The organism is Pseudarthrobacter sp. NKDBFgelt, assembly GCF_046097905.1.
GTDB lineage: Bacteria > Actinomycetota > Actinomycetes > Actinomycetales > Micrococcaceae > Arthrobacter > Arthrobacter polychromogenes.
Map to the genome: position 1 here is coordinate 1 of NZ_JBJURL010000044.1, position 20,532 is coordinate 20,532.

General features: G+C 66.4%; 23 protein-coding genes. 6 read left to right on the forward strand and 17 right to left on the reverse strand.

Going from position 1 to position 20,532, the window contains the following annotated elements; translation table 11 throughout:
* The 6 genes from ACKAE7_RS12825 to ACKAE7_RS12850 form a co-directional block, all read left to right on the forward strand.
* On the forward strand, positions 1–1,686 hold a 1,686-nt coding region (locus tag ACKAE7_RS12825; protein WP_408979390.1), incomplete at its 5' end, for a transketolase-like TK C-terminal-containing protein.
* A 153-nt stretch (positions 1,687–1,839) separates the two neighbouring features.
* Complete coding sequence (locus ACKAE7_RS12830) at positions 1,840–3,084, forward strand: CdaR family transcriptional regulator (RefSeq protein ID WP_188728069.1); 1,245 nt, start codon at positions 1,840–1,842, stop codon at positions 3,082–3,084.
* Positions 3,085–3,172: 88 nt separating this feature from the next.
* Positions 3,173–4,102 (forward strand): ACP S-malonyltransferase, encoded by a 930-nt coding sequence (locus ACKAE7_RS12835; RefSeq protein WP_408979391.1) that lies wholly within the window; start codon positions 3,173–3,175, stop codon positions 4,100–4,102.
* The gene (locus tag ACKAE7_RS12840; protein ID WP_188808603.1) at positions 4,099–5,160 is read left to right on the forward strand and encodes a beta-ketoacyl-ACP synthase III; all 1,062 of its coding nucleotides are present in this window, start codon (positions 4,099–4,101) and stop codon (positions 5,158–5,160) included. Before ACKAE7_RS12835 ends, ACKAE7_RS12840 begins: the two co-directional genes overlap by 4 nt.
* A gap of 79 nt (positions 5,161–5,239) precedes the next feature.
* A complete protein-coding gene (locus tag ACKAE7_RS12845; protein ID WP_009359314.1) occupies positions 5,240–5,485 on the forward strand; it encodes an acyl carrier protein in 246 nt (81 codons plus the stop codon).
* A 207-nt stretch (positions 5,486–5,692) separates the two neighbouring features.
* Positions 5,693–6,928 (forward strand): beta-ketoacyl-[acyl-carrier-protein] synthase family protein, encoded by a 1,236-nt coding sequence (locus ACKAE7_RS12850; protein ID WP_408979392.1) that lies wholly within the window; start codon positions 5,693–5,695, stop codon positions 6,926–6,928.
* Between the two features lie 88 nt (positions 6,929–7,016).
* Here the strand turns inward: ACKAE7_RS12850 and ACKAE7_RS12855 are convergent, their stop codons facing one another.
* From ACKAE7_RS12855 to ACKAE7_RS12935, 17 genes are all read right to left on the reverse strand, one after another.
* A complete protein-coding gene (locus ACKAE7_RS12855; protein ID WP_066276789.1) occupies positions 7,017–7,520 on the reverse strand; it encodes a DUF3145 domain-containing protein in 504 nt (167 codons plus the stop codon).
* Positions 7,521–7,761: 241 nt separating this feature from the next.
* Positions 7,762–8,688: a tyrosine recombinase XerC gene (locus ACKAE7_RS12860; protein WP_408979393.1), complete on the reverse strand. Its 927-nt coding sequence runs from the start codon at positions 8,686–8,688 to the stop codon at positions 7,762–7,764.
* A 109-nt stretch (positions 8,689–8,797) separates the two neighbouring features.
* The gene (dprA, locus tag ACKAE7_RS12865; RefSeq protein ID WP_408979394.1) at positions 8,798–10,003 is read right to left on the reverse strand and encodes a DNA-processing protein DprA; all 1,206 of its coding nucleotides are present in this window, start codon (positions 10,001–10,003) and stop codon (positions 8,798–8,800) included.
* The gene (locus tag ACKAE7_RS12870) at positions 10,000–11,544 is read right to left on the reverse strand and encodes a YifB family Mg chelatase-like AAA ATPase (RefSeq protein ID WP_188808600.1); all 1,545 of its coding nucleotides are present in this window, start codon (positions 11,542–11,544) and stop codon (positions 10,000–10,002) included. Before ACKAE7_RS12870 ends, dprA begins: the two co-directional genes overlap by 4 nt.
* Positions 11,545–11,901: a YraN family protein gene (locus ACKAE7_RS12875; RefSeq protein WP_066276799.1), complete on the reverse strand. Its 357-nt coding sequence runs from the start codon at positions 11,899–11,901 to the stop codon at positions 11,545–11,547.
* Between the two features lie 137 nt (positions 11,902–12,038).
* Positions 12,039–12,365: a DUF2469 domain-containing protein gene (locus tag ACKAE7_RS12880; RefSeq protein WP_056335405.1), complete on the reverse strand. Its 327-nt coding sequence runs from the start codon at positions 12,363–12,365 to the stop codon at positions 12,039–12,041.
* 48 nt (positions 12,366–12,413) lie between these two features.
* Positions 12,414–13,196, reverse strand: a complete 783-nt coding sequence (locus ACKAE7_RS12885; protein WP_191034557.1) for a ribonuclease HII — start codon at positions 13,194–13,196, stop codon at positions 12,414–12,416.
* A gap of 2 nt (positions 13,197–13,198) precedes the next feature.
* Positions 13,199–14,026 (reverse strand): signal peptidase I, encoded by an 828-nt coding sequence (lepB, locus tag ACKAE7_RS12890; protein ID WP_188808598.1) that lies wholly within the window; start codon positions 14,024–14,026, stop codon positions 13,199–13,201.
* Complete coding sequence (gene lepB, locus ACKAE7_RS12895; RefSeq protein ID WP_188808597.1) at positions 14,027–14,701, reverse strand: signal peptidase I; 675 nt, start codon at positions 14,699–14,701, stop codon at positions 14,027–14,029.
* 84 nt (positions 14,702–14,785) lie between these two features.
* Positions 14,786–15,145: a 50S ribosomal protein L19 gene (gene rplS / locus ACKAE7_RS12900; RefSeq protein WP_066276805.1), complete on the reverse strand. Its 360-nt coding sequence runs from the start codon at positions 15,143–15,145 to the stop codon at positions 14,786–14,788.
* Positions 15,146–15,419: 274 nt separating this feature from the next.
* Positions 15,420–16,232 (reverse strand): tRNA (guanosine(37)-N1)-methyltransferase TrmD, encoded by an 813-nt coding sequence (gene trmD / locus ACKAE7_RS12905; protein WP_408979395.1) that lies wholly within the window; start codon positions 16,230–16,232, stop codon positions 15,420–15,422.
* A complete protein-coding gene (gene rimM, locus ACKAE7_RS12910; RefSeq protein WP_188808595.1) occupies positions 16,233–16,781 on the reverse strand; it encodes a ribosome maturation factor RimM in 549 nt (182 codons plus the stop codon).
* Positions 16,782–16,888: 107 nt separating this feature from the next.
* The gene (locus ACKAE7_RS12915) at positions 16,889–17,131 is read right to left on the reverse strand and encodes an RNA-binding protein (RefSeq protein WP_018759999.1); all 243 of its coding nucleotides are present in this window, start codon (positions 17,129–17,131) and stop codon (positions 16,889–16,891) included.
* 1 nt (position 17,132) lies between these two features.
* The gene (rpsP, locus tag ACKAE7_RS12920; protein WP_104184819.1) at positions 17,133–17,555 is read right to left on the reverse strand and encodes a 30S ribosomal protein S16; all 423 of its coding nucleotides are present in this window, start codon (positions 17,553–17,555) and stop codon (positions 17,133–17,135) included.
* 214 nt (positions 17,556–17,769) lie between these two features.
* Positions 17,770–18,210 (reverse strand): hypothetical protein, encoded by a 441-nt coding sequence (locus ACKAE7_RS12925; protein ID WP_188809034.1) that lies wholly within the window; start codon positions 18,208–18,210, stop codon positions 17,770–17,772.
* A gap of 235 nt (positions 18,211–18,445) precedes the next feature.
* Entirely contained in the window at positions 18,446–19,321 is an 876-nt protein-coding gene (locus ACKAE7_RS12930) for a VOC family protein (protein WP_188808594.1), read from the reverse strand.
* A gap of 100 nt (positions 19,322–19,421) precedes the next feature.
* The gene (locus ACKAE7_RS12935) at positions 19,422–20,504 is read right to left on the reverse strand and encodes an amidohydrolase family protein (protein WP_408979396.1); all 1,083 of its coding nucleotides are present in this window, start codon (positions 20,502–20,504) and stop codon (positions 19,422–19,424) included.
* Positions 20,505–20,532: the final 28 nt, after the last annotated feature.

Consider the following 20,532-nt stretch of genomic DNA (forward strand, 5'->3'; position numbering starts at 1 on the left):
CTCGTCGCGGACCTCACCGATGACCAGATCTGGAACCTCAAACGCGGCGGCCACGACTACCGCAAGGTCTACGCCGCGTATAAGGCAGCCACCGAATTCAAGGGCAAACCCACCGTCATCCTCGCCAAAACCGTCAAGGGCTACGGCCTCGGACCGCACTTCGAGGGCCGCAACGCGACCCACCAGATGAAGAAACTCACCCTGGATGACCTGAAGAAGTTCCGCGACCACCTGCGGATCCCCGTCACGGACGACCAGCTCGAAAAAGACCTGTACCAGCCCCCGTACTACCACCCCGGTACGGACGCTCCGGAAATCAAGTACATGATGGAGCGCCGCGCGGCCCTGGGCGGGTCCGTTCCTGAACGCCGGTCCAAGCACGCCGAGATCACCCTGCCCGAGGCCAAGTCCTACGAGGTCGCCAAACGCGGCTCGGGCAAACAGCAGGCCGCCACCACCATGGCCTTCGTGCGCCTGCTCAAGGACCTGATGCGGGACAAGAACTTCGGCAAGCACATCGCCCCGATCATCCCGGACGAGGCACGCACGTTCGGCATGGACGCGTTCTTCCCCACCGCGAAGATCTACAACCCCAAGGGCCAGAACTACCTCTCCGTGGACCGCGACCTGGTCCTGGCCTACAAGGAATCCGCCCAGGGCCAGCTGATCCACCCCGGCATCAACGAAGCCGGCGCCGTGGCAGCGTTCACCGCCGCCGGCACCGCCTACGCCACCCACGGCGTGCCCCTGGTCCCGGTCTACGTGTTCTACTCCATGTTCGGCTTCCAGCGCACCGGCGATGCGTTCTGGGCAGCAGCAGACCAGATGACCCGCGGCTTCATCATCGGCGCCACCGCAGGACGGACCACCCTCACCGGCGAAGGACTCCAGCACGCCGACGGACACTCCCCCCTGCTCGCCTCCACCAACCCCGCCGTGGTCACCTACGACCCCGCCTACGGCTACGAAATGGGCCACATCATCCGGGACGGCCTCGAACGCATGTACGGACCTGCCGCAAGCGGCGAAGGAACCGGAACAGCGTCCGATCGAAATTTGATGTACTACCTCACCGTGTACAACGAGCCGATCACCCAGCCCGCCGAACCGGAGGAACTGGACGTCGAGGGCGTCATCAAGGGCATCTACCTGCTGGCCCCGGCGAAGATCGACGGTCCCCGGACCCAGATCCTGGCCTCCGGCGTCTCCGTCCCCTGGGCCATCGAAGCCCAGCGGATCCTCGCCGAAGACTGGTCAGTCTCCGCCGACGTCTGGTCCGTGACCTCCTGGAACGAACTGCGCCGCGACGGACTCGCCGCCGAAGAGGAAGCCTTCCTCAACCCCGGCGAACCCGCCCGCGTCCCATTCGTCACCCAGCAGCTCGAAGGAGCCACCGGACCCGTCGTCGCCGTGTCCGACTACATGAAAGCCGTCCCCGACCAGATCCGCCAATTCGTCCCCAACGAATTCGCCACCCTCGGCGCCGACGGATTCGGCTTCTCCGACACCCGCGCAGCAGCCCGCCGCTTCTTCAAAAACGACACCCATTCCATCGTGGTGCGTTCACTGGAGATGCTCGCCCGCCGCGGCGAGGTGGATGCGCAGGCCCCGATCAAGGCGATTGAGAAGTACAGGCTTCACAACGTCAATGCGGGCACCACGGGCAACGCCGGCGGCGAGGCCTAGCCTGTTTCCTAAATAAGGACGCGACGGCGGCCCCCTCCGAAAGGCGGGGGCCGCCGTCGTCCGTTAAGGCCGGGGGCCATGTGACGCAGGGCAATGTGGATTGTAGCCTTTGCACAAATGGAGGTTGCGGGACGCTGCCCGTATGCTCAAAGAATGCCAGCACCCGCCACCCCGTCCGCCAAGCGCAAACCGTCCACTCCGGGGGTTACTCCGGAGAAGTCGGAGACCCTCAAGAAACTGCGGGCAAACGTGGGCCAGCTGTCCACCACCACCATGCGCGAGCTGGAAAAGTCCCTGCCCTGGTACAGCCGGCTCAGCTCGGACGAGCGCTCGGCGCTGGGCATGGTGGCACAGAACGGCATTGCGGCTTTCGTCACGTGGTATGAGAGGCCCAGCTCTCCGTCATGGATCCTGACGGACGTCTTTGGAACAGCACCCACCGAACTGACCCGCTCCATCAGCCTGCAGAAAGCGCTGCAGTTGATCCGGATCGTGGTGGAGGTGGTGGAGGACCAGGTACCGGTCATTGCACCGGAGGCCGACCAGCCGTCCCTCCGTGAAGCCGTGTTGCGCTACTCGAGGGAGGTTGCCTTTGCTGCGGCGGACGTCTACGCGCGTGCCGCGGAATCCCGGGGGTCCTGGGATACCCGGCTTGAGGCCCTGATTGTGGACGCCATCCTGCGCGGCGAGAACACGGACGCTTTGCGCTCCAGGATCGCGGCGCTTGGTTGGAAGGCCCAGGAGCGCTTCACGGTCATGGTCGGCAACTCCCCTTCGGAGCCCAGTGCCAGCTACGTCAGCGAACTGCGCCGGATGGCCGGCCGGTACGCGGAGGACGCGCTGGTGGGCATCCAGGGCGACCGGCTCATCCTCATCCTGGGCGGCGTACAGGACAGGGAAACCGCATATGTGAAACTCAGCGAAATGTTTGCTCCCGGCCCTGTGGTGTACGGCCCTGAGGCCGGTTCGCTGCTGGAAGCCAGCGGGTCCGCCCAGTCGGCTTTTGCCGGGCTGACCGCGGCCAGGGCGTGGCCGTCCGCCCCCCGGCCCGTGGCTGCCGACGATTTGCTGCCGGAACGGGTCATCTCCGGGGACGACGCCGCCCGCCGTTCCCTGGTCAAGAACATCTACCGACCCTTGCTGGCCGCGTCCAACGGGCTTGTTGAAACCCTCGGCACCTACCTGGAGCTGGGGCATTCACTGGAGGCGACAGCCCGGGAACTCTTCGTTCACGCGAACACTGTGCGGTACCGTTTGAAGCGCGTCTGCGACGTCACAGGGTGGGATCCGCTCCTGCCAAGGGAGGCTTTTGTCCTGCAGGCCGCACTCGTTGTGGGCCGTCTTTCGACGCCACCGAAAGCTGCGGTTGAACGCCAGCCGTCCCGGAATCAGCCCTAACGCGTTGTAGACTTCCTACAACCTGACCCCGTGAGCTTGGTGCGGACAAACACCGCTGGATCACACAGTAATTTGGAAAGCTGGATACGTGCTTGCAATAGTCTGCCCTGGACAGGGCTCACAGACCCCGGGTTTTCTGGCCCCCTGGCTGGAACTGCCCCCGGTGGCAGGCCAGCTGGCCGCCCTCAGCGACATCGCAGGCATTGACCTGATCGCCCACGGGACCACTTCCGACGAAGACACCATCAAGGACACTGCCGTAGCGCAGCCCCTGATCGTGGCTGCCGGACTTGTTGCGGCCGCTTCCCTGTTCGATGTTGAGCTCAGCTCCCTGCCGGTCATCCTGGCAGGCCACTCCGTTGGTGAAATCACCGCCTCTGCCCTCGCAGGCGTACTCAACGAGCAGGAGGCCATGACCTTCGTCCGCGAGCGTGCCAACAGCATGGCCGCAGCCGCAGCCGTCACCCCCACCGGCATGAGCGCAGTGGTGGGCGGCGATCCCGCCGAGGTCCTGGCAGCCATCACCGCCACGGGCGCCACCCCGGCCAACGTCAACGGCGCCGGCCAGACCGTTGCCGCCGGCACTTTTGACCAGCTGAAGGCCCTGGCCGAGAACCCGCCGGCCAAGGCCCGCGTCATTCCCCTGAAGGTAGCCGGCGCCTTCCACACGAGCCACATGGCTCCCGCAGTCAGTGCCCTCAAGGCCCTGGAACCACAGCTTAAGCCGCAGGCACCGAAGGTGCCGCTGCTGTCCAACTACGACGGCGGTGAAGTCACCGACGGCCACGCCGCCGTCGAAAGCCTCATTGCCCAGCTGTCACGCCCCGTCCGCTGGGACCGGTGCATGGAGACGATGGTTGCACGGGGAGTCACCGGCGTCATTGAACTTGCTCCTGCCGGCACGCTTGCCGGCCTCGCCAAGCGGGGCATGCCCGGCGTCAAAACCGTTGCGGTCAAAACCCCGGACGACCTTTCCGCCGCACTGGCGCTTTTCGCAGAACTGGAGGGCAACGCATGAGCGTTCCCACGCTGAAACAGGCCCCGATTCAGGAGCACACCCGGATCCTCGGCCTGGGTGCCTTCCGGCCGGACGTCATCGTCACCAATGAGGACGTGTGCCAGTGGATCGATTCCTCCGATGAATGGATCCGCCAGCGCACCGGCATCGTAACCCGGCACCGGGCCCCGGCCGGGGTCAGCGTCATCGACATGGCCGAGGGCGCTGCCCGCGAGGCCATGGACAAGGCTGGAATCCAGGCCTCGGACCTGGGGGCCGTCATTGTCTCCACCGTGACCCATCCCTACGCCACGCCGTCTGCCGCGGCCGCCCTGGCAGACCGCCTAGGCGCCACCCCGGCACCTGCATTTGACATCTCCGCAGCCTGCGCCGGCTACTGCTACGGCATCGCCCAGGGGGACGCCCTGGTCCGTTCAGGCGCCGCGAAGTATGTCCTGGTGGTGGGCGCTGAGAAGTTGTCAGACGTCATCGACAACCGTGAACGCACCATCTCCTTCCTGCTCGGGGACGGTGCCGGCGCCGTTGTCATTGGCCCCTCCGAGACTCCCGGAATCGCACCTTCGGTCTGGGGGTCGGACGGCAGCAAGTGGGACGCCATCGGCATGACCCGTTCCATGCTCGATGTCCGCGACCTCGGCATGGCTGCCCGCCAGTCGGATTCGACAGGGGACCTTGCCCTGCTCGAGGAAGCCCAGGAACTGTACCCCACCCTCCGCCAGGACGGCCAGACCGTCTTCCGCTGGGCAGTGTGGGAGATGGCAAAGGTGGCCCAGCAGGCCATGGACGCAGCCGGAGTCCAGGCAGAGGACCTGGTGGCCTTCATCCCCCACCAGGCCAACATGCGCATCATCGACGAGATGGTGAAGAAACTGAAGCTGCCCGAGACGGTTACAGTGGCACGGGACATCGCCGATGCAGGTAACACCTCGGCCGCGTCCATTCCGCTGGCCACCCACCGCCTGCTGGCCGAAAAACCGGAACTGAGCGGCGGGCTGGCCCTCCAGATCGGATTCGGAGCCGGGCTCGTCTTCGGCGCACAGGTAGTTGTCCTTCCTTAGGAACGCCCCAACAGGCCGCAACCGCGTCCTGAACCATTTCCGGCAGCCCCTGCCGGCAATACAAGAAAAGGAGCCATCAATGGCTAGCAACGAAGAGATCCTGGCCGGCTTGGCTGAAATCGTCAACGAAGAAACCGGCCTGGCCCCCGAGGCCGTGGAGCTGGACAAGTCCTTCACCGAGGACCTGGACATCGACTCCATCTCCATGATGACCATTGTGGTAAACGCCGAAGAGAAGTTCGGCGTGCGCATCCCGGACGAAGAGGTCAAGAACCTCAAGACCGTCGGCGACGCCGTCAGCTTCATCGCCGGAGCACAGGCCTAACCAAGGCTTCCGCCGTTCAATCGGCATGGCAGGGCTGCCGGTCCGGACGACCGGGCCGGCAGCCCGCCGCATTTTTCCGGTACCTGCCCACACAGGACTGCTCCCAGGGGGCTGTTCCTGGCAGTGATGTTGCTTGCAGCAGGATGCCGATCATCAATACGCGGGACCTCCGGCAGACGGATTCCCCACCGACGAAAGAGTGATCCCATGACACGCAAAGTAGTCATCACCGGTCTGGGTGCCACCACGCCCATCGGCGGCGATGTACCCACGATGTGGAACAACGCGCTCAAGGGGGTCTCCGGTGCCCGCACCCTGGAGGACGACTGGGTAGCCAAGTACGAGCTGCCCGTCCACTTCGCCGCGCGTTGCAGCACCCCCGCCCTGGACGTGCTCAGCCGCGTCGAGGCCAAGCGCATGGACCCGTCCACCCAGTTCGGCGTCATCGCCGCCCGTGAGGCGTGGGCTGACTCCGGCATCACCGACTTTGACAAGGACAGGCTGGCAGTCGCCTTCGCCACGGGCATTGGGGGCGTCTGGACGCTCCTTGACGCCTGGGACACCCTCAAGGAAAAAGGCCCCCGCCGGGTCCTCCCCATGACCGTTCCCATGCTGATGCCCAACGGTGTTGCCGCAGCCGTCAGCCTGGACCTCGGCGCCCGCGCCGGTGCCCACACCCCTGTTTCCGCCTGTGCGTCCGGCACCGAAGCCCTGCACCTTGGGCTCGACCTGATCCGCTCAGGCAAGGCCGACGTGGTCATGTGCGGCGGCGCCGAAGCAGCCATCCACCCGATGCCCCTCGCAGCCTTCGCCTCCATGCAGGCACTCTCCCGCCGGAACGACGACCCGCAGGGCGCCTCCCGTCCCTACGACACGGGCCGCGACGGCTTTGTTATGGGCGAAGGCGCCGGTGCACTGGTCCTCGAGGCTGAGGAGCACGCCCTGGCCCGCGGAGCGCGCATCTACGGTGAACTGGCGGGAACGTCCGTCACCGCTGATGCCTACCACATCACGGCTCCCGACCCCGCAGGCCTGGGTGCCACCCGTGCACTCAAAGCTGCCATGTTCGATGGCCGCATCCAGCCTGAGGACGTGGTGCACGTGAACGCGCACGCCACGTCAACGCCGGTGGGAGACAAGCCTGAATACACTGCCCTCCGGGCTGCACTGGGAAGCCATGTGGACAACGTCGCCGTTTCCGCAACGAAGTCCCAGATGGGCCACCTCCTGGGCGCATCCGGCGCTGTCGAGGCCGTCCTGACAGTGCTTGCTGTTTACGACCGGAAGGCACCGGTCACCATCAACCTGGAAAACCAGGACCCGGAGATCCCGCTCGACGTCGTCACCTCAGCCCGCGACCTGCCGGCCGGCAACATCGTGGCGCTGAGCAACTCGTTCGGCTTCGGTGGCCACAACGCCGTCATTGCAATCCGCAGCGTCTGACCTTTAGGACGTCGAACCGCCTACAAGAGGAGGCCCCGCCATTCGGCGGGGCCTCCTCTTTGCTATGGAAAATTCAGGTCGACGGCGGTCAGCCCACCTGGTGGAGCCAACGAACGGGTGCGCCTTCGGCGGCGTGCCGGAACGGCTCGAGTTCCTCGTCCCAGGCCTCGCCGAGGGCAAGGGAAAGCTCGTGGTAGACGGCTGCGGGGTCGCCGGCACCTGACTCGTAGGCGTACCGGATCCTGTCCTCGGACACCATGATGTTGCCGTGCACGTCGGTGACAGCGTGGAAGATGCCCAGCTCAGGGGTGTGGGACCAGCGGCCGCCGTCGACACCCTGGCTCGGCTCCTCGGTGACCTCATACCGGAGATGCGCCCACCCCCGCAGGGACGACGCAAGCTGTGATCCCGTACCGGGGGCACCGGTCCAGGACAGCTCGGCCCGAAACATTCCGGGCGCGGCAGGCTGCGGGGTCCACTCAAGGTCCGTCCGCTTGTCCACGACGGATCCGATGGCCCACTCAACGTGGGGGCACAGAGCCGTAGGGGCCGAGTGAACGAACAGCACACCGCGGGTCATTGCAACAGACATTCCATCCTCCATAGCTCTAGGTACGTCTTCCCCAACGACCTCTGCCTGGATGGAACTGCCGTGCCCTGCACTGCGGCTGTGGTTCCTGCCTGCGTATTCAGATGTATCAGATAAAGCTGTGTCCGGGCTTACCGTGACGCAAGAAGCTGGTAGCTTCAAGCGGGACTTGAAAGTTGCCGGACGTGACTCTTATTGTGCCGTACCGCACCAAATTACGCCAGTGCGATTCTGCACCGCGGACTTACGCCCTTGGGTGGGCCTGCTGGTAGCTCTTGCGCAGCCGGTCAACCGAGACGTGGGTGTAGATCTGGGTGGTGGCCAGGCTGCTGTGCCCGAGGATTTCCTGCACTGCGCGCAGATCGGCTCCCCCGTCCAGCAGGTGCGTGGCCGCCGAATGCCGCAGCGCGTGCGGGCCTGACGCGGAGGTGTCCCCAAGCCCGGCGAAAAGGTTGTTGACCATGGAGCGGACCTGCCGCTGGTCCACCCTTCCGCCCCGGGCGCCCAGGAAGAGGGCCGGCCCGCTGTTGTCCCGGGCAAGCAGTGGCCTGCCGCGCCGCAGCCAGTCATCCACCGCGAGGGCTGCCGGAACACCGTACGGAACAGTGCGCTCCTTGTTGCCCTTGCCGATGACGCGCAAAGTGCGCCGGTCCGGGTCCAGGTCATCAACATCCAGCCCCGCCAGTTCGCCCACCCGGACTCCCGTGGCGTAGAGCAGTTCCACGATGGCACGGTCCCGCAGGGCGAGCGGCGCACCCTCGGCCGCCGCTTCTTCCAGGATGGCCAGCAGCCGGGTCAACTGCCCGGCCTGCAGTACCCCGGGCAGGGACTGCTCGCGTTTCGGGGCCTTGAGCCTGAGCGCAGGATCGGCGGCGATACGCTCCTCCGCCATGGCCCAGGCCGTGAAAACCCTGACAGAGGCGGACCGGCGGGCCAGGGTGCTGCGCGCCGCACCCTCCTGGCTCTGGGCACCGAGCCAGCGCCGGAGCGTTCCGAGTTCCAGGTCCTGGAGCCGGACAGCGCCTTCAGACGCAGCGTGGGACAGGAGGCTGCGGACATCGCCCAGGTATCCGCGGAGAGTGTGGGGGGAGACCGCACGCTCGGCGGAGAGGTACCGCGCGAAGGCGTCAAGCGCCCCGCCGAGCTCCGCAGGCAATCCCTCATCATCCACCCACCTACTCTCTCAGCTGCGGCTGGGAAACTATTGACTGACACGCTCCACTCAACCGGGTGACTGCGCTTCCCGTCCCGGGCGGCCCGGACCCGCTATGCCGTGGGCGTCAGCCGGTTGCCTTGCCGCGTTTCCAGCCTCCCCGTTCTGAGACGGCGAGGCCCAGCAGGCCCAGCCGGCCCAGCCCGGCCCGCACCGACTCCTGGGCCAGGCCCGCCACCACCGAGAGCTTTTCGACCGATGTCACGGAGCGCAGCGGCAGCGCGTCCAGGAGGATCAGATCCTCCAGCGTCAGCCCGTCCTGCACTGCAGCCTGCCCGTGGCGGGGATCAGGGAGGGCGGAGCCACTGGGGCCGGCCAACTCGGCAACCTCGGCAGCATCCGTTACGCAGACTGCACCTCCATCCCTCAGAAGCCGGTGACATCCGGCCGAGTTGGCGCTGTGCACGGACCCCGGCACAGCGCCGACCGCCCGACCAAGGGTCTCCGCGTGATGGGCGGTGTTGAGCGCCCCGGACCGCCACCTGGCCTCCACCACCACGGTCACGGCGGACAGGGCGGCAATGATGCGGTTACGTTGCAGGAACCGGTAGCGCGTGGGGGCGGAGCCCGGAGGAACCTCGGCCAGGACGGCGCCCTGGTTGCACACGGCCCGCAGGAGATCCTCGTTCCCAGAAGGATAGAACCGGTCCACTCCCCCTGCCATCACAGCAATGGTGGGGACCGCACCGGACGCTCCGGCGAGGGCGGCCCGGTGGGCATGCGCGTCGATGCCGTAGGCCCCTCCCGACACCACGGTGAAGCCGCGCTGGGCCAGCGAGTAGGCAAGATCGCCGGTGACGGCGGCGCCGTAACTTGTGCTGTCCCGCGAGCCAACCAGGGCTATGGATGTTGCTGCTCCGGGCAGCGGCTGCTCCTGGCCCCGCCACCAGAGGCAGATCGGTTCCTGGATTCCAAGGTCTGCCAGCTGGACCGGCCACAATTCGTCCGACGGGATGATCAGCCGCCCGCCCAGTCGCGCCATGGTTGCAAGGTCCCGCTCGGGGGCCAGGTCCGGTATCCGGGGATGCCAGCGTTTCAGGGAAGCGGCCATCCCTGCCCAGCTGCTGCCGGAGCCCCCGTCCGAGAGCAGCGCGGTGATCTCCCGCTCCAGCTCGGGGCCGGCCGACAGTTGCCCCGTGGCGATCCGCAGGGCGTCCACTGCCCCGACCGCCTGCACCAGGGCAAGTCCGGCAGCGTCCTGGGGTTCCATGAGGCGTGAGAGGGCGGCTCGGGAACGCCGCTCGATGCCCACATCCATGGTTGCCTCCCTCATGCTGCCGCCGCCGCTGCCTGCCGAAGCCCCAGCGCCTGGCCGATGTCGTTGATGTCCGGTTGCTCCCGGTATCCCAAATCGGCAAGGGTCCATGCGAGCCGGAGCACCCGGTCATACCCGCGGGCGGTGAGGACACCACGTTCCAGGGAATGGTCCAGGATGCGGGTGACTGCCGGCGGGAGCCGAAGCTCACCCCGGAGTACGCGGCCGGGGACCTGCGCATTGGTCTCCAGCCCGTAGGCGGCCAACCTCTCCAGCTGACGGGACCGGGCGCCCAACACCCGCCGTGCGACGGTTGCCGTGTCTTCCTCGGCCCCTGCCTGTCCGAAGTCGGCCAGCGAGACCCGTTCCACCTGAAGCTGGATGTCCACCCTGTCGAGGAGCGGACCGGACATCCTGGCCAGGTAGCGCCGCCGCATCATGGGCGTGCAGGTGCAGTCGAGGCCTTTACCGGAGGCCTTGCCGCAGGGACAGGGGTTGGCGGCAAGCACAAGCTGGAACCGTGCTGGATAAGCAGCGGTTCCGGCTGAGCGGTGGATCACCAGTTCTCCGCTTTCCAGGGGCTGGCGGAGGGCATCCAGCACGCGGCGCTCGTACTCGGGTGCCTCGTCAAGGAACAGGACTCCGCGGTGGGCACGGGAAGCAGCTCCGGGCCGGGGAAGCCCGGAGCCTCCCCCAATGATGGCCGCCGCGGTTGCGGAGTGGTGCGGGCTTTCGAAGGGTGGCCGCCGGAGGAGCTGCACCGGGGACGACGGCAGTCCGCACAGCGAATGGATGGCTGTGACCTCCATGGACTCATGGTCGCCAAGATCCGGCAGGAGCCCGGGCAGGCGTTCCGCCAGCATGGTCTTGCCCGCGCCCGGAGGGCCCGTCAGGAGGAGATGGTGCGCGCCGGCAGCTGCGACTTCCAGTGCGCGCCGGGCATCCCCCTGGCCGGAGACGTCCGCCATGTCAGGGTAGGTGCCGGCCTCCACTCCTGCGTCCCCGGGGCTGTCCGGGTCCTCGGGTTCGAAATCCAGCGCAAGCTCCTGGGGATCCGCGCCGAATTCCAGCGCCAGCCGGGCCAGGGTGCTGTACCCCCGCACGTTGGCATCAGGAACCAACGATGCCTCCGCCAGGTTTGCCTGCGCCACAACGATGTCCGGATAACCGGCCTGCACCGAGGCCATCACCGCCGGAAGGATGCCGCGAACAGGGCGCAGCCGGCCGTCGAGTCCCAGCTCGGCGATAAACACCGTCCGCCCGGTGGGTTTGATGTCATTGGCGGCACGGAGTACGGCCATGGTCACCGCCAGGTCGAATCCGGATCCCCGCTTCGGCAGGGACGCGGGGATGAGGTTGGCGGTGATCTTCCGGCGGCTCAGCGGAATTCCGGAATTCTTCGCAGCCGACCGGATCCGCTCCTTGGCCTCGTTCAGGGAGGCGTCCGGCAACCCGAGCAGTACGAATGCAGGGAGCGTCTGGCCGATGTCGGCCTCGACCTCCACCATGTAGCCGTTCAGCCCCACCAGGGCGATGGAGTAGGTGCGTCCCAGCGGCATTCAGCCCACCCCCCTGAGGTGCTCCACCAGGGGCGACCCGCCGCCGTCGTCAATCACGGCGATGACGTCAACGCGCCGCAGCGGCATCCGAAGCTCACGGTCCCGGCACCATGCGGCCCCAAGCCGGTGCAGCCGCGCCAGCTTGTCCGGGCCAACGGCTTCAAAGGGATGGCCGTAATCGAGGGTACGGCGGGTTTTGACCTCGGCGATCACCAGGGCATCGCCGTCGAGCGCGACGATGTCTATTTCGCCCTCGGTGCAGCGCCAGTTGCGCTCCACCACGAGCATGCCGAGGGTTTCCAGGTAACCGGCGGCAAGGTCCTCGCCGTGCCGGCCCAGCAGGTCTTTCGATTTCATGTCTACCTCCGCAACCAGCCTGGACGGGCTGGGAAACGAAGGACAGGACGACGGTCCCCTATGTGGATGAACCGGGGCCGGCAGGCCCTGTGCAGGAAAGGTCAGCTGTGCAGGAGAAGTCCAGGCAGTGCAGGGTGCTAGTTGCCCAGGTCGACATCCTTGGGCAGGGCAAGCTCCTCATTGCGCGGAAGCTCTTCGACGTTGACGTCCTTGAAGGTCAGGACGCGGACACTCTTGACGAACCGTGCAGAACGGTAGACGTCCCAGACCCAGGCATCCTGCAGGGTCAGGTCAAAGTAGACCTCGCCGTCTGCGCTGCGGGCCTGAAGGTCCACATGGTTGGCCAGGTAGAAGCGGCGTTCGGTCTCGACAACGTAGCTGAACAGCCCGACGACATCGCGGTATTCACGGTAGAGCTGAAGCTCCATGTCGGTTTCATAGTTTTCAAGATCCTCGGCACTCATGCTTCCATCTTGCACCATCGGCAGGGCGGCTGGTGTCCGGCGCGGGGCTCAGGCCCCCGCGGCAGCTTCTTCCCCGCCTGGCCCTGCACCGTCCGGCAGGCCGGCGTCAGCCAGTTCCCCACCAAGGAGCCGCCAGCTGACCCGGTGATACGGCGTGGGTCCGGCCGCACGGAGGACGTCCCGGTGCAGTGCGGTGGCGTAGCCCTTGTTGATGTCCCAGCCGAAGTCGGGGAACTCCCTATGGAGCTCCCGCATCATCCGGTCCCGCTCAACCTTTGCGATGACGCTGGCAGCCGCCACGCTCAGGCACTGCATATCCGCCTTGACCTTGGTGTGAACCGGAGCGTCGCAGCTGGCCTCCACCATGGGCTCGTCGAACAGGGACAGCTGCCCGGCAGGTGAAAGCCAGTTGTGGCTTCCGTCCAGGAGCACCGCCTCGGGGCGGACACCCGCAGAAAGGACTTCCTGCCACGCCCTGGTTCCTGCAAGGCGCAACGCGGCGATAATGCCGATGGAGTCGATTTCCTGCGCTGAGGCGTGGCCCACTGCCGACGCCACGCTCCACCGGCGGACCAGCGGGTCAAGGCGTTCCCGCTCCGCAGGGGGCAGGAGTTTGCTGTCCCGGACCCCGGCCAGGGGCTTCTGCCGTTCCAGGTCAACGACGGCGATGCCCACGCTGACGGGCCCGGCAAGCGCGCCGCGCCCCACCTCGTCCACACCGGCAAGGTACCGGATCCCCTGGGCCTTGAAGGTCCGCTCGTGCCTGAGGGTGGGTGCCTTGGCCTGGGGAACCCTGGTGGAGCCCGTCCTGGTCTTAAGTGCGGCGGGCATGGTCAGGGCGCCGCCGGTACGTTGCGGAACACATCCGGATAGTTGCCCAGGGTGGTGAACCGGCTCAGTGGCCAGGCGATGACGGCGGCCTTGCCTTCGAGGTCGGCAATGTCGATGAATCCGCCGTCGGAGTCCATGTGGGCGCGGGAGTCGGCGGAATGGTTGCGGTTGTCTCCCATCACCCACACCTTGCCCTCGGGGACAGTCACGTCAAAGTTGCGGATCTGCGGGATTTCAGCCGGGTTGATATAGCTCTCGTTAATGGCGGTCCCGTTAATGGTCAGTCTACCGCCGGCATCGCAGCAGACCACATGGTCCCCCGGGAGCCCGATGACCCTCTTGACCAGGTGCTGCTCGGAGTTGTCCGGCAGCAGGCCAACGAATGTCAGCCCGTCCTGGACCCAGGTGAAGGGACCCTGCGGTTGTTCGGGCGCGGCCTGGAGCCAGCCCTTGGTATCCCGGAAAACCACGACGTCGCCGCGGTTCAGCGCGAACGGCTCGGGGACCAGGAGGTTGACGAAGATACGGTCGTCCACTTCCAGGGTATTGACCATGGATTCGGACGGGATGAAAAACGCACGGAACAGGAAGGTCTTGATCAGGAAGGAAAGGACGACGGCGATCACCACCACCGTGGCCACTTCCTTCAGCCACGCGAAGACGGGGCTGCCGGCGGGCTTCGCCGCTGACTTGGCGGCGGCGCGACTGCCCTCGGCGCCGGCCGCAGGCGCGTCAGGGCGCTGGCCGGAAGTCCCGGGAACGGCATCGGCCGGAACGTCCGAAGCGCCTTCATGGCGTGGTTCGGGAGTCCGCGCGTGGTTCTCGGGCATCTACTGTCCGTTCTCTGTTGTTGGTCCTGCAGGCGGACGGGGTACTGAAGCAAACCTATCAAGCGGCCAGATGATCTGGACCGGCCTGCCGATCACCCTGTCCAGCGGGACCATGCCGCCGCCGGGGGCTCCGAGCAGGCTTCGCGAATCGGCCGACACGGAGCGGTGGTCCCCCATCAGCCACAGCCGGCCATCCGGGACCACGGCACTGAACTTTTGGGTACTGGGGGCATCTCCGTTGAAGATGTAGGGCTCCGCCAGGGGCTCTCCGTTCACCGTCACGTTGCCGCCGGCGTCGCAGCAGGCCACCGAGTCCCCCGGGAGCCCGATGACCCTCTTGACGTAGGTGGTGTCGCTGCCGGTGAGGCCGATCCAGTGGGTGACGGCGGCCGCGCTGTCCACCAGGGGGCCGTTGCCGCTATTGAGCGGGGCGAAACTGCCCCTTCCGTCAAAGACGACGATGTCCCCGCGCCGGATGGGCTCAGCGCGGAAATCGGTCCGGGAAACCAGGATGCGGTCCCCGCCTTCCAGCACGGGTTCCATGGACGCGGACGGGATGAAGTAGACATCAAGCCACAGCGATCGGACCAGTCCGCTGACCGCAACCGCCAGGATGACGGCCAGGAACGCAAAACGCCAGCCCATTTTCCGGGGCTGGCGTTTTGTGTGGTCCATGGTCCGTATCCTGGGCGCTGGTGCTGAATGGCTCCGGCGCTGGCCGGATACGGCCGCGGCCCGGCCTCTGCAGTCCGAAAGGACTTACTTGGCGGTGCTGAAGTCGCGCTTTTCCTTGATCTTCGCAGCCTTACCGCGCAGTGCACGCATGTAGTAAAGCTTCGCGCGGCGGACGTCACCCTTGGTGACGACCTCGATCTTGTCGATGATCGGGGAGTGAACCGGGAAGGTACGCTCCACGCCGACGCCGAAGGAAACCTTGCGGACCGTGAAGGTCTCACGGACGCCGTCGCCCTGGCGGCCCAGGACGAAGCCCTGGAATACCTGGACACGGGAGTTCTTGCCTTCGATGATGTTCACGTGCACCTTGAGGGTGTCACCCGCGCGGAACTCGGGAACATCGGTACGCAGCGAGGCTGCATCGAGGGAATCGAGAATATGCATAATTGCACTCCTGGTGAACGCCACAGGTCATTCACTTTGGGTCACGGCAGCAAACCTGGGGCGCTCGTGGCGCACTGGGGATTTCCGCCGAAAGGTAAGTGGTCCGGCCACTTCACTGATTGATGAGGCCGGTTGCCTTAGCTGTTGGTTGCGCTCCCCCTGTGGCAGGTGCGGACCCAGCAGACACAAGGACTAATTTTGCCACACCGCGGGGGCTACAGCCAATCCTGCAGCTCCCGGAGCCCAGGGAGCCGGCCACGGCATCATGACGCCATTAGTCCTGTGGTGTGCCTTCAGCGCCGGGTCGGCGGCGCAGGCGGCCGTCCACGACGTCGTATCCCAGGTCCTGCAGTTCGGTGCGGTCGGCACGTGGCAGCTTGCCGGCGTCGAACGCTTCGAGGAGGTCGGGGCGGCGCTCCGCCGTCCGCCGGAACTGTTCGTGGCGGCGCCACTGCGCGATCTTGCCGTGGTTCCCGCTCAGCAGCACGGCAGGCACTTCCCGCTCGCGCCACACAGAGGGTTTGGTGTAGACGGGGTACTCCAGGAGCCCGTCGGAATGGGATTCCTCCACCAGGGACTCGGGGTTGCCCACCACGCCCGGCAGCAGGCGTCCAATGGCTTCCACCATGGCCAGCACCGCAACCTCGCCGCCATTGAGGACGTAGTCCCCCAGGCTGACGGGGCGGACGTCAAAATGCTCCCGGGACCATTCGATGACGCGCTCGTCGATGCCCTCGTAGCGTCCGCAGGCGAACGCAAGGTGCTCCTGCTCGGCCAGTTCGTACGCCAGCGCCTGGGTGAACCTCTCCCCCGCCGGCGACGGCACGATCAGGACCGGCCTGCCCGATCCCTCCGGGCGGTCGGCAGCGATGGGCTCCAGGGCCTGCGCCCACGGTTCGGGCTTCATCACCATGCCGGCGCCCCCGCCGTAGGGCGTGTCGTCGACGGTGCGGTGCCTGTCCGTGGTGAAGGCGCGGAGGTCGTGGACGCGGAGGTCCAGGATGCCGTCCTGGCGGGCTTTTCCGATCAGGGACAGTTCCAGGGGTGCCAGGTATTCGGGAAAAATGCTGACGACGTCGATCCGCATCTAGGCTTTCTCCTCCGGCTCCGAAGCGGCTGCCTGCTCCTCCGCATTCAGCTCGAAGAGGCCGTCCGGCGGCGTGAGGAGGATGAACCCCCCGTCAACATTGACCTCGGGCACGATCTGCTCCACGAAGGGAACCAGGATTTCCTTGCCCTCCGGCGTGGTGACCATCAGGAGGTCCTGGACAGGCATGGTGTTCAGTGCGGTAACCTTGCCGACCACTCGGGGACCGATCCTGGCCTCCAGGCCGACGAGTTCGTGCTCGTACCAGCCTTCGTCGTCGTCTTCGTCCAACTCCTCGGTTTCAATGAAAAGCTTGGCGCCCCGGAGGGTTTCCGCCTCGTTGCGGGTCCGAATTTCGTCGAAGCCCAGTAGCAGGATGTCCTTGTTCCAGCGGGCGCTGTTTACGGTGAGCGGGCCCGCTGACGCCGGCTCAACCACGAATTCGGTGCCCGGCACGAACCTGTCTCCAGGGGCGTCGGTCAGGACCTGGACCGTCACTTCGCCGCGGATACCGTGCGGTTTGCCGATTCGTGCCACCTGAAGCTGCATGTGTTCCTCTGTGTTGGATGTGGTTTTCGGTGCTCTGGTGAAAGCACTCCGGCCCCTCCACCGCATGGGTGGAGGGGCCGGAGCTAAAACTGAATAGTGCCGAGCGCTCAGCGGCGGCGGTCGGTGTCGACAACGTCGACCCGCACCGGTTCGCCACCGGCCAGAGCTGCCACCACGGTGCGCAGTGCACGCGCCGTGCGGCCCTGGCGGCCGATCACCCGTCCGAGGTCGTCCTGGTGAACGCGCACTTCGAGGGTGTCCCCGCGGCGGTTGTTCTTGGAGCTGACCTTGACGTCATCCGGGGAATCAACGATTCCGCGGACCAGGTGTTCCAGCGCTTCTGCCAGCAATCTACTCAGCCTCGGTGGTCTCTGCTTCGGCCTCGGCAGGAGCTTCGGCTGCATCAGACTTGGATGCCTTCTTGGTGATGGCTTCCGGGATGATCACGGAACCCTTTTCCGGGGCAACGAAGGCTTCCTTCTGGGTCTTGGTCTTCAGGGTGCCTTCCTGGCCCGGCAGGCCCTTGAACTTCTGCCAGTCACCGGTGATCTTGAGGATCGCGGCAACCTGCTCAGACGGCTGGGCGCCGACGGACAGCCAGTACTGGGCACGCTCGGAGTTGACCTCGATGTATGAGGGCTCTTCGGTGGGGTGGTACTTGCCGATCTCTTCGATGGCGCGGCCGTCACGCTTGGTGCGTGAGTCCGCGACGACGATGCGGTAGTACGGTGCGCGCATCTTGCCAAAGCGCTTAAGGCGAATCTTTACGGCCACTGTTGTGGTCACTCCTGTTTCAGAAAGGGGGTGAACCCGGCGTTCTGCACCCGTGGGGCGGGCCGTACTTGCGGGTTCGAAGGACAGGATCCAGACGCGGAGAGAGGGGCCACGCAGATCGAGTACCTGTCTATTGTGCCAGATCAGCGCCAGGATTTCGACTTGGCGCGGCGTGACACGGGCGACGCCGGCCGGAGGTTCCGGCCGGATCAGCTCAGGCGGACCAGACGTACAGGCCGGTACGCTCCGAGTCGTCGATTCCGCTGGCGAGTTCGGCGAGCCGCTGCACGTAAGTCCGCGCCTCTGCAGCGCCAAACGGCATGTCATCCTGCGCGGCCCACTGTTCGGCGACCTCTTCGAGGATGTCGCCTTCCCCTTCGGTTTCATAGGACAGCAGGTCGGCCAGGGCGCGCACCATGGCCGGGGGCACGGCCAGGAGCGAATCGCTGCCCACATCCACCATGGTCAGTTCGTAATCGGCTCCTCCGGCGTGCACGGCGGCACCGGCCAGGTCGCCCAGCTGCTCCACTTCGAAATCGCTGATGTCCGGGATCCGGACCGCGTCACCTGCGGGCGCGCTGCCGCCGCCGTCAAGGACGCCAGCACGCTTCAGTGCTGCGTCGTGGGTGGCAACAAAGATCTCGGTGAAGCCCATGGGGATTGCCCTCATTCCGTTGGCGGTGGTGCGGCCGCCGGGAGGCTGCTCCTGCCCGGCCGTTCGGATTCAGCCTAGTTCGAATTCAGCCCAGTTCGAATTCAGCCCGGACCGCATTCAGCCCCATTCGGATCCAGCACGGTCCGGAGTCATGCCCGGCAGAGCTGCGGCCGGAATTTCCCGGCAGCTCCAGGCCGCCGGAACAGGGCGCGTGCAGCGCCGGCATACCCGGTGGTCAGCGCACAGCCACCCGGATGCGGTTGCGCCACGGATCCTCGAACCGGAGTTCGGCTCCGGTGTGGTGGGCGGCAACACCGGCGACCTTGAGGCGGTCGGCGAGGGAGCCGACGTCGTCCCCGGACGGCACCTCGATGAGGACCTCGCCCAGGCCGAGGGTGTCCTTGCGCGGTCCCGCCCCGCGGCTGTTCCAGACGTTCATGGCCATGTGGTGGTGGTAGCGGCCGGCGGAAACAAACAGGGCTTGTCCGTGCCAGCCGGCGGTCTTCTCGAAGCCGAGGGTCCCCACGTAGAAGTCGCGGGCTGTCTGGACGTCGCCCACCTGGAGGTGCACGTGGCCGACGCCCGCCACGGACCCGAGCTGGCGCTCCAGGGAATCTTCCGTCAGGTGCTGCTCGAGGTACCGCTGCGGCGGGAGTGCCAGGCTGTCCATCACCACGTCAGTGCCGTTCCAGGACCAGTTGCTGCGCGGCCGGTCCCAATAGAGTTCGATGCCATTGCCCTCGGGGTCATTGAAGTAGAAGGCTTCACTGACAAGGTGGTCGGCGCTGCCGGTGAACGAGCGCGGTTCGAACCGGGCGGCGGTGGCGATGGTGGCGGCCAGGTCTGCCTGGTTCTCAAACAGCAGCGCGGTGTGGAACAGGCCGGCCTCTCCCCTGCCCGGCAGGTTCAGCCCGGGTGCGGGCGCCAGGTGCACAAGCGGCTTCTGCAGACGGCCGAGGTAGATTCCGCCGTCCTGCTCGGCAATGACCTCCAGGCCGAGGGCGCGCTGGTAGTAGTCGGTCATCACCTTCATGTTGCCTACCTTGAGCATCACGGTGCCCATGGCGAGGTCGGCAGGCAGAAGATCCTGGCTTGCGGCTTGTGCAGACATTGATAACTCCCGGTGCTGTGGGCCTTCCGGTTGGCAGCCCTTACACACTTAAAATTACTTGAAGCTTCAATTTATTCCAAGTCCCGGGCCGGATATCTTTTCAGCGGATGACCCGACCGCCCAGGACAACGTGCGCCAGGCCATGAACCGCTTCCGGTACCTTCCGCGGGTCCTCCCGGCACACGACAACGTCTGCCCGCGCCCCTTCTTCCAGGCCGTCCGCGCCCAGCCACTCCCGCGCACTCCAACACGCGGCGTCCAGGGCAGACGCCATGGGCAGTCCGGCAGCATGAAGGGCCAGGATCTCGTCGGCGATCCTGCCGTGCCTGATCACGCTGCCGGCGTCGGTCCCGGCGTAGATCCGCACGCCTGCCTCGAACGCCTCAAGCACCCGTTCCTCCCGCCGTCCCCACAGTGAGCGCATGTGGGCCGCATACCGTGGGAACTTGGGCGCCGCCTGGGCAGCAATGTCCGGAAACGTGGCGATGTTGATCAGGGTGGGCACAATGGGCACCTTCTGCTCCACGAACCGGGGCAGGTGCCGCGGCAGGAGGCCGGTGGCGTGCTCGACGCAGTCGATGCCGGCGTCCAGCACGTCGTCGAGCGTCTCTTCCGCGAAGCAGTGGGCGGTGACGCGCGCGCCTTCGTCATGGGCGGCCTGGACGGCATCGCGGACGACGGCGGCAGGGAACGACGGCGCGAGGTCGCCGGCGTCGCGGTCAATCCAGTCCCCCACGAGCTTGACCCATCCGTCGCCTTCCCTGGCCTGTTTACGGACAGCTTCCACCAGGCCCTCCGGTTCAACTTCCTCGGCGAACCCCCGCAGGTACCGGCGCGTGCGCGCAACGCGGCGTCCGGCGCGGATCAGCACCGGGACGTCTCTTCTGTCCTGCAGCCACCGCGTATCCGCCGGGGAACCTGCGTCGCGGACCAGCGTGGTGCCTGCGTCCAGGTCGGTCCGTGCCTGCTCTTCGGCGGTCGGAGCATCCACCGCCCCTCCCACGCCGAGCCCGATGTGGCAGTGGGCATCCACGAAGCCCGGCAGCACCCATCCCGCCAGGCTCCGGTCAGGGGCCTTTGCCGGCCGGCGAAACGTCAGGCGCCCGTCAACAGACCACAGTCCGCGCTGTTCACTCCCGGGTCCGGTCAGGACCTTCCCCGTGAACTCGATAATTTCTGCCATGAATCTGCCTCTTTCCCGCCCGGTCAGG

Coding starts and splice junctions, on each gene's coding strand:
- lepB (WP_188808597.1), bottom strand. CDS start 14,701: ATGGACCACACAAAACGCCAGCCCCGGAAAATGGGCTGGCGTTTTGCG.
- ACKAE7_RS12850 (WP_408979392.1), top strand. CDS start 5,693: ATGACACGCAAAGTAGTCATCACCGGTCTGGGTGCCACCACGCCCATC.
- ACKAE7_RS12875 (WP_066276799.1), bottom strand. CDS start 11,901: ATGAAATCGAAAGACCTGCTGGGCCGGCACGGCGAGGACCTTGCCGCC.
- ACKAE7_RS12855 (WP_066276789.1), bottom strand. CDS start 7,520: ATGTCTGTTGCAATGACCCGCGGTGTGCTGTTCGTTCACTCGGCCCCT.
- lepB (WP_188808598.1), bottom strand. CDS start 14,026: ATGCCCGAGAACCACGCGCGGACTCCCGAACCACGCCATGAAGGCGCT.
- ACKAE7_RS12930 (WP_188808594.1), bottom strand. CDS start 19,321: ATGTCTGCACAAGCCGCAAGCCAGGATCTTCTGCCTGCCGACCTCGCC.
- ACKAE7_RS12880 (WP_056335405.1), bottom strand. CDS start 12,365: ATGAGTGCCGAGGATCTTGAAAACTATGAAACCGACATGGAGCTTCAG.
- ACKAE7_RS12840 (WP_188808603.1), top strand. CDS start 4,099: ATGAGCGTTCCCACGCTGAAACAGGCCCCGATTCAGGAGCACACCCGG.
- dprA (WP_408979394.1), bottom strand. CDS start 10,003: ATGAGGGAGGCAACCATGGATGTGGGCATCGAGCGGCGTTCCCGAGCC.
- ACKAE7_RS12925 (WP_188809034.1), bottom strand. CDS start 18,210: ATGGGCTTCACCGAGATCTTTGTTGCCACCCACGACGCAGCACTGAAG.
- ACKAE7_RS12830 (WP_188728069.1), top strand. CDS start 1,840: ATGCCAGCACCCGCCACCCCGTCCGCCAAGCGCAAACCGTCCACTCCG.
- ACKAE7_RS12870 (WP_188808600.1), bottom strand. CDS start 11,544: ATGCCGCTGGGACGCACCTACTCCATCGCCCTGGTGGGGCTGAACGGC.
- rplS (WP_066276805.1), bottom strand. CDS start 15,145: ATGCATATTCTCGATTCCCTCGATGCAGCCTCGCTGCGTACCGATGTT.
- ACKAE7_RS12845 (WP_009359314.1), top strand. CDS start 5,240: ATGGCTAGCAACGAAGAGATCCTGGCCGGCTTGGCTGAAATCGTCAAC.
- trmD (WP_408979395.1), bottom strand. CDS start 16,232: ATGCGGATCGACGTCGTCAGCATTTTTCCCGAATACCTGGCACCCCTG.
- ACKAE7_RS12885 (WP_191034557.1), bottom strand. CDS start 13,196: ATGCCCGCCGCACTTAAGACCAGGACGGGCTCCACCAGGGTTCCCCAG.
- ACKAE7_RS12935 (WP_408979396.1), bottom strand. CDS start 20,504: ATGGCAGAAATTATCGAGTTCACGGGGAAGGTCCTGACCGGACCCGGG.
- rimM (WP_188808595.1), bottom strand. CDS start 16,781: ATGCAGCTTCAGGTGGCACGAATCGGCAAACCGCACGGTATCCGCGGC.